Genomic DNA, 5,455 nt, shown 5'->3' with positions numbered 1-5,455 from the left:
GTATTGGGTCATAGCAGTATCCTTTTGAAATATTATCTGGTCCGATAAGTGTAGGGTCTGTTGATCTTTGTTTATATTTTAAACACAATCCGTAGGACTATGACGCTTTTTCGCCACTACGGCGTTAAAAGCCGTTCGTTTAGAACCACTAAACTTCACGACTTTTGCCTTGTATTGGTGAAAAAGTGTCTATAGCTCAAATTATAAACAAACATCAACAGACCCTAATCAACTTTTTAATTTTACGCTATTTAATTTGAGGGTAAAAAATATTTTTGCGATCCGTCATCCGATTTTTCCGCTGATTAATCGCTAAGTTTGCAGCGGTAAGTAGTCTGTAGTGACAATACAATACTTGTCAGAATCCCATTTTGGGACTAGACTAACAACTTACTAAAGTAGCTAATATATGAGAATCATTACTGTTGGAACACTAAAAAATTTTTGGATGCAATATCCTGATGCTGAACAACCAATTAAATCATGGATCGCGGCTGTTAAAAAGTTGACATGGAACAGCCCAAACGACATTAAAGCGAAATTTAGAAGTGCCAGTATTCTAAAAAATAATCGTGTTGTTTTTAATATTAAAGGTAATGATTACCGTCTGATTGTTAAAATTATTTATATGCGGAAAGTGATTTATGTGAAATTTGTCGGGACGCATGCTCAATATGATGTTATTGATGCAAATACTGTAGAGCTATTTTGAGAGAAATATGATGAATATTAAGCCGATTAAAACAGAACAAGATTATAAAACAGCACTGAAAACAATAAGCCCTTATTTTGATAATGAGCCGGAAATCGGATCACCGGAAGGGGATTTTTTAGAGGTCATGTTATTACTTATCGAAGCCTATGAAGCCAAGCACTATCCGATTGAGCCGCCGGATCCGATTGAAGCCATTAAATTTCGTATGGAGCAAGAGGGATTGACCGCAAAAGATTTGGTGCCGGCGATTGGGCAGTTGAATCGGGTGTATGAGGTGTTGAATAAAAAACGTAAGTTAACCTTGGGAATGATCCGCAAGCTGCACCAACAATTTGGTTTTCCGCTGGAGCATTTGATTCGGGCTTATGAGTTGTAAAACCGCACTTTTAAGCCGGGAGGCAGTCAAAGTGCGGTAACGGAATATTAATGCAGCTTCATTGATGGGCGGATAAAACGGTTGATTCGTCCGACCAGCATGATTAAGCCGGTTTTGAAGCAGCCGTGTAGCGCCACTTGGTGCATGCGGTACAGCGAAACGTAGACAAAACGGGCAATTCGACCTTCAACGGTCATTGAGCCTTTCATTAAATTGCCCATCAAACTACCGACGGTGCTGAATTTGGATAGCGAAACCAGCGAGCCGTGATCGTAATAAGTGAAAACTCTCATTGGTTTGTTTTCTAATAGTGCCAGAATATTTTTGCCGCAAGTGGTGGCCATTTGGTGTGCCGCTTGTGCTCGTGGCGGCACGGGTTTGCCGTCTTTTTGCAACAGTGAAGCGCAATCGCCGATGGCAAAAATATGTTCGTCCAGCGTGGTTTGCAAGGTTTCTTTAACCGCTAACTGATTGAGCCGATTGACTTCCAAACCGTCGAATTGTTGCGTCACATCTGAAGCGCGAATGCCTGCCGCCCACACCATCAAATCTGCCGGAATGGTTTCGCCGCTTTTGGTTTGCAGCCCTGCCGCATTGGCTTCGGTAATCATAGTGTTGGTGCGCACATCAACGCCCAGCTTTTGCAATTCATAGTGAGCAGCGGCAGAAATGTGATCCGGCAACGCCGGCAGAATTTTATTGCCGGCTTCCACTAATGTGACTTTCAGGCAGCTATTGTCGATTTTGCCGTAGCCATAGGAAGAAAGGTGTTTAGCGGTGTTATACAATTCCGCAGACAGCTCAACTCCGGTTGCCCCGGCACCGACAATCGCGATGTTGACATTGTTAGGGTCGACCAATGGTAGTTTCTGTTCTAACTGAACCATATCCGGCGAAGTGCGGTTTTCGGAGAATTTTAAAAATAAGCCGAGCATTTTGTGTTGAAAGCGGTGTGCCTGTTCCGGACTGTCGAGGAAAATACAGTGTTCGGCAACACCTTTGGTGTTGAAATCATTGGATTTGCTGCCGATCGCCAACACTAAAATATCGTAGGGAATTTTACGCTCCGAAACCAGCAAATCGCCATTGTCGTCGCAAATTGGCGCTAATGTAACATTGCGCTTTTCGCGTGAAAGTGCGGTAATACTCCCTTGTTGAAAGGAGAAACCGTGGTTTTTGGCGTGGGCACGATAGCTTAAAGCATCGACACCATCATCCAGTGAGCCGGTCGCCACTTCGTGCAGCAATGGTTTCCATAAATGGGTTTGGTTGCGGTCGACCAACGTGACGCTGGCTTTTTTCTTGCGCCCCAGTTTGTGCCCGAGAAAGGTTGCCAGCTCCAGCCCGCCGGCACCACCGCCGACAATGACAATTTTTTGCATAATAAATTACTCTCAAAAGTTAAAAAATCATAAATCGGATTTTGCGCTTTTGTTATATTTTTTTCAATTAATTTAATCGCAAGTCAAGCATTTATTCTAAGAACACAGCGTTTAAGCCAGAAAGGTTATTTAAGTGCGGTTTTTGAGCGGTGGGTTTAGGAGCGGATCTGAAATCCGCCCACGGTATGCAAACAAAAGGATTATTTTCTAACCGCTATTGCTTCGATTTCTACCCCGACATCTTTTGGCAAACGGGCTACCTCAACACAAGAACGCGCCGGAAAATTGGGGTGGTTGTTCTCTTTGAAGAAGGCTTCGTATTCTGCATTTAGCGTAGTGAATTGATTTAGATCTTTCACAAAAACCGTGGTTTTAACAATGTCCTTAACCTGTAACCCGGCTTGTTCGATAATCGCTTTGACGTTTTCCAGTGATTGGCGAGTTTGCGCTTGGATATCTTGTGGCACTTCGCCGTTGCTCGGATTGACCGGAATTTGACCGGAGGTCAGCACTAGGTTGCCTAAGTCCACGGCTTGAACATAGGGACCGATGGCGGCTGGGGCTTTTTCGGTATGGATAATTTTTGTCATTTCTGTTTTCCTATTTTCATTTTTAAGGGGTTAATAAACACGTAAAGTGCGGTTTTGCAGCGTGATTAATCGCCTAATGTGGCTACCATCACGGCTTTAATGGTGTGCATGCGGTTTTCTGCCTGATCGAACACGATAGAAGCCTCTGATTCAAACACCTCGTCACTGACTTCCAGTCCATTCATACCGTATTTCTGCAACATCTCTTTGCCGACAACGGTTTGATCGTCGTGAAACGCCGGCAGACAATGCAGGAATTTCACGTGTGGATTGGCGGTCAGCTCCAGCAATTGGCGGTTAACTTGATAGGGTTTCATCAGCTCAATCCGCTGTTGCCATGCTTGCGCCGGCTCGCCCATTGAAACCCAGACGTCGGTATACAGGAAATCCACGCCTTTCACGCCGTCATTAATGTTTTCAGTACAATGGATTTTCGCACCGGTTTTTGCGGCAATTTCAGCGGCTTGATCTAATAATGCCTGCTCAGGCCAGAACTGTTTTGGTGCGACTAAGCGTAGATCCAGCCCCATCAATGCCGCGCCTTCGACAAACGAGTTACCCATATTGTTGCGTGCATCACCCAGATAGGCCAGTTTCATTTGGTTTAAGCGCTTGCCGTTGCCGTGTTCCAGCATGGTCAAAAAATCAGCGAGGATTTGAGTCGGGTGGAATTCATTGGTTAAGCCGTTCCAAACCGGCACACCGGAATAATTCGCCAAAGTCTCCACCAATTCCTGTCCATAACCGCGATATTGGATGCCATCATACATTCTACCCAGCACGCGGGCGGTGTCTTTCATTGATTCTTTATGCCCGATTTGCGAACCGCTTGGTCCGATATACGACACATTGGCACCCTGATCAAACGCTGCCACTTCAAAAGCACAGCGAGTGCGGGTTGAGGTTTTTTCGAAAATCAGGGCAATATTTTTGCCGCGTAAACGCGGTTGTTCGGTGCCGCTGTACTTGGCTTTTTTCAGCTCAGCAGATAATGTGAGCAGAAATTGAATTTCTGTCGGGCTAAAATCCATTAAGCGCAGAAAATGGCGGTTGCGTAAGTTAAACGGCATGATTGACCTCTTGTTTTGAATGGAAAAGCGGATTGGCTTGATTTTACCCGAATTAGAGCGTGAGTGCAGTTAGAAAAATGACAGCAGAGCAAAAATACCTTGTTAAATAGGAGACGTTGTATAGAGAAACTGTGATCAAGATCATTTTTTTTAAAAGATGATAATTATTCGCTTTTTCATCAGGGGTGATTGGTTTATACTGGCGTGGAATTTCTAAACCGATAAATAAATATGGAGAAAAATAATGAAAAAAAGTCATGTTGCAATTGCATTGGGGTTTTCTGCGGTAATGGCGGCTTCGGCAGTTGCGTCAGAGGTTAATGTTTATTCTTATCGTCAACCCTATTTAATTGAACCGATCCTGAAAAATTTTGAAAAAGAGAGCGGAATCAAAGTAAATTTGATTTTTGACGACAAAGGATTGGTCGAGCGTATTAAACGCGAAGGCGAATTAAGTCCTGCTGATGTGGTGTTGACAGTCGATATCAAACGCGTGATGGATGTGGTGAATGCCGGTCTGGCACAACCAATTCACAGCCATGCGTTGGAAGAAAATATTCCGGCACAATATCGTGATTCTAAAGAGCAGTGGTTTGCCTTGACCACACGTGCGCGCGTGATTTACAGCTCTAAAGATCGTGTGGGCAAACTGCCGGTGGATTTCACTTACTACGATTTAGCCAAACCGGAATATAAAGGCAAAGTGTGTGTGCGTTCCGGTAAAAATGCCTACAATGTTTCGCTGGTTGCCTCCATGATCGCCCATGACGGTGAAGCCAAAGCCAAATCTTGGTTGGAAGGCTTAAAAGCGAATTTGGCGCAAAAACCACAGGGTGGTGACCGTGATCAAGTGAAAGCCATCAAAGAAGGTGTGTGTGATTATGCGATTGGCAACAGCTACTACTACGGTAAAATGCTGGATGACGACAAGCAACGCAGCTGGGCAGAAGCGGCTTACCTCAACTTCCCTAACCAAGATTCCTATGGTACCCATGTTAATATCAGCGGTGTGGTGGTGGCCAAACATGCCCCGAATAAAGCCAATGCGGTCAAACTGGTCGAGTATTTAAGCGGCAACAGTGCACAGCAAGCCTATGCAGAATTAAACCACGAATATCCAGTGAAACCGGGTGTGCCGTTCTCTGCTCAAGTGCAGTCTTGGGGAACGTTCAACGCGGATAAATTACCGTTGGAAACCATTGCTGAAAATTACGACAAAGCATTAAAATTAGTCGACGAAGTGAAATTTGATCTATAATAACTAACTTTTATAGGCATAATAAAAAAGAGCGGTGTTGACCGCTCTCAGATTATTGACAAAG

The 5,455-nt window shown here is 44.3% G+C and carries 6 protein-coding genes; 3 read left to right on the top strand and 3 right to left on the bottom strand.

Annotated features, from left to right (window positions below; all coding sequences use genetic code 11):
• Window positions 1-409: 409 nt before the first annotated feature.
• Window positions 410-712: a type II toxin-antitoxin system HigB family toxin gene (locus FHQ30_RS04310; RefSeq protein ID WP_139608131.1), complete on the top strand. Its 303-nt coding sequence runs from the start codon at window positions 410-412 to the stop codon at window positions 710-712.
• Between the two features lie 7 nt (window positions 713-719).
• Window positions 720-1,091, top strand: a complete 372-nt coding sequence (locus tag FHQ30_RS04305; protein ID WP_176552094.1) for a helix-turn-helix domain-containing protein — start codon at window positions 720-722, stop codon at window positions 1,089-1,091.
• Between the two features lie 47 nt (window positions 1,092-1,138).
• Here FHQ30_RS04305 and FHQ30_RS04300 read toward each other — a convergent pair whose 3' ends face one another.
• The 3 genes from FHQ30_RS04300 to argF form a co-directional block, all read right to left on the bottom strand.
• Complete coding sequence (locus tag FHQ30_RS04300; protein WP_139611860.1) at window positions 1,139-2,473, bottom strand: NAD(P)/FAD-dependent oxidoreductase; 1,335 nt, start codon at window positions 2,471-2,473, stop codon at window positions 1,139-1,141.
• A gap of 200 nt (window positions 2,474-2,673) precedes the next feature.
• Window positions 2,674-3,063 carry a RidA family protein gene (locus FHQ30_RS04295; RefSeq protein ID WP_139608130.1) on the bottom strand — a complete coding sequence of 130 codons (390 nt, stop codon included), beginning with the start codon at window positions 3,061-3,063 and terminating at the stop codon, window positions 2,674-2,676.
• Window positions 3,064-3,128: 65 nt separating this feature from the next.
• A complete protein-coding gene (gene argF, locus FHQ30_RS04290) occupies window positions 3,129-4,133 on the bottom strand; it encodes an ornithine carbamoyltransferase (RefSeq protein ID WP_139611861.1) in 1,005 nt (334 codons plus the stop codon).
• A gap of 244 nt (window positions 4,134-4,377) precedes the next feature.
• On the opposite strand from argF, the gene FHQ30_RS04285 reads away from it, so the two are divergent.
• Window positions 4,378-5,391: a Fe(3+) ABC transporter substrate-binding protein gene (locus FHQ30_RS04285; RefSeq protein ID WP_139611862.1), complete on the top strand. Its 1,014-nt coding sequence runs from the start codon at window positions 4,378-4,380 to the stop codon at window positions 5,389-5,391.
• The last annotated feature ends 64 nt before the right edge of the window (window positions 5,392-5,455 follow it).

This window comes from Testudinibacter sp. 'clade 2', from assembly GCF_006227735.1.
Classification (GTDB): Bacteria; Pseudomonadota; Gammaproteobacteria; order Enterobacterales; family Pasteurellaceae; genus Chelonobacter.
The sequence above is the reverse complement of the archived record's forward strand: the minus strand, read 5'-3'. Positions and strand labels throughout refer to the sequence as shown.

Excerpts from the sequence above, each read along its gene's own strand:
- FHQ30_RS04310 (WP_139608131.1), top strand. The coding sequence starts at position 410 with ATGAGAATCATTACTGTTGGAACACTAAAAAATTTTTGGATGCAATAT.
- FHQ30_RS04305 (WP_176552094.1), top strand. The coding sequence starts at position 720 with ATGATGAATATTAAGCCGATTAAAACAGAACAAGATTATAAAACAGCA.
- FHQ30_RS04300 (WP_139611860.1), bottom strand. The coding sequence starts at position 2,473 with ATGCAAAAAATTGTCATTGTCGGCGGTGGTGCCGGCGGGCTGGAGCTG.
- FHQ30_RS04295 (WP_139608130.1), bottom strand. The coding sequence starts at position 3,063 with ATGACAAAAATTATCCATACCGAAAAAGCCCCAGCCGCCATCGGTCCC.
- argF (WP_139611861.1), bottom strand. The coding sequence starts at position 4,133 with ATGCCGTTTAACTTACGCAACCGCCATTTTCTGCGCTTAATGGATTTT.
- FHQ30_RS04285 (WP_139611862.1), top strand. The coding sequence starts at position 4,378 with ATGAAAAAAAGTCATGTTGCAATTGCATTGGGGTTTTCTGCGGTAATG.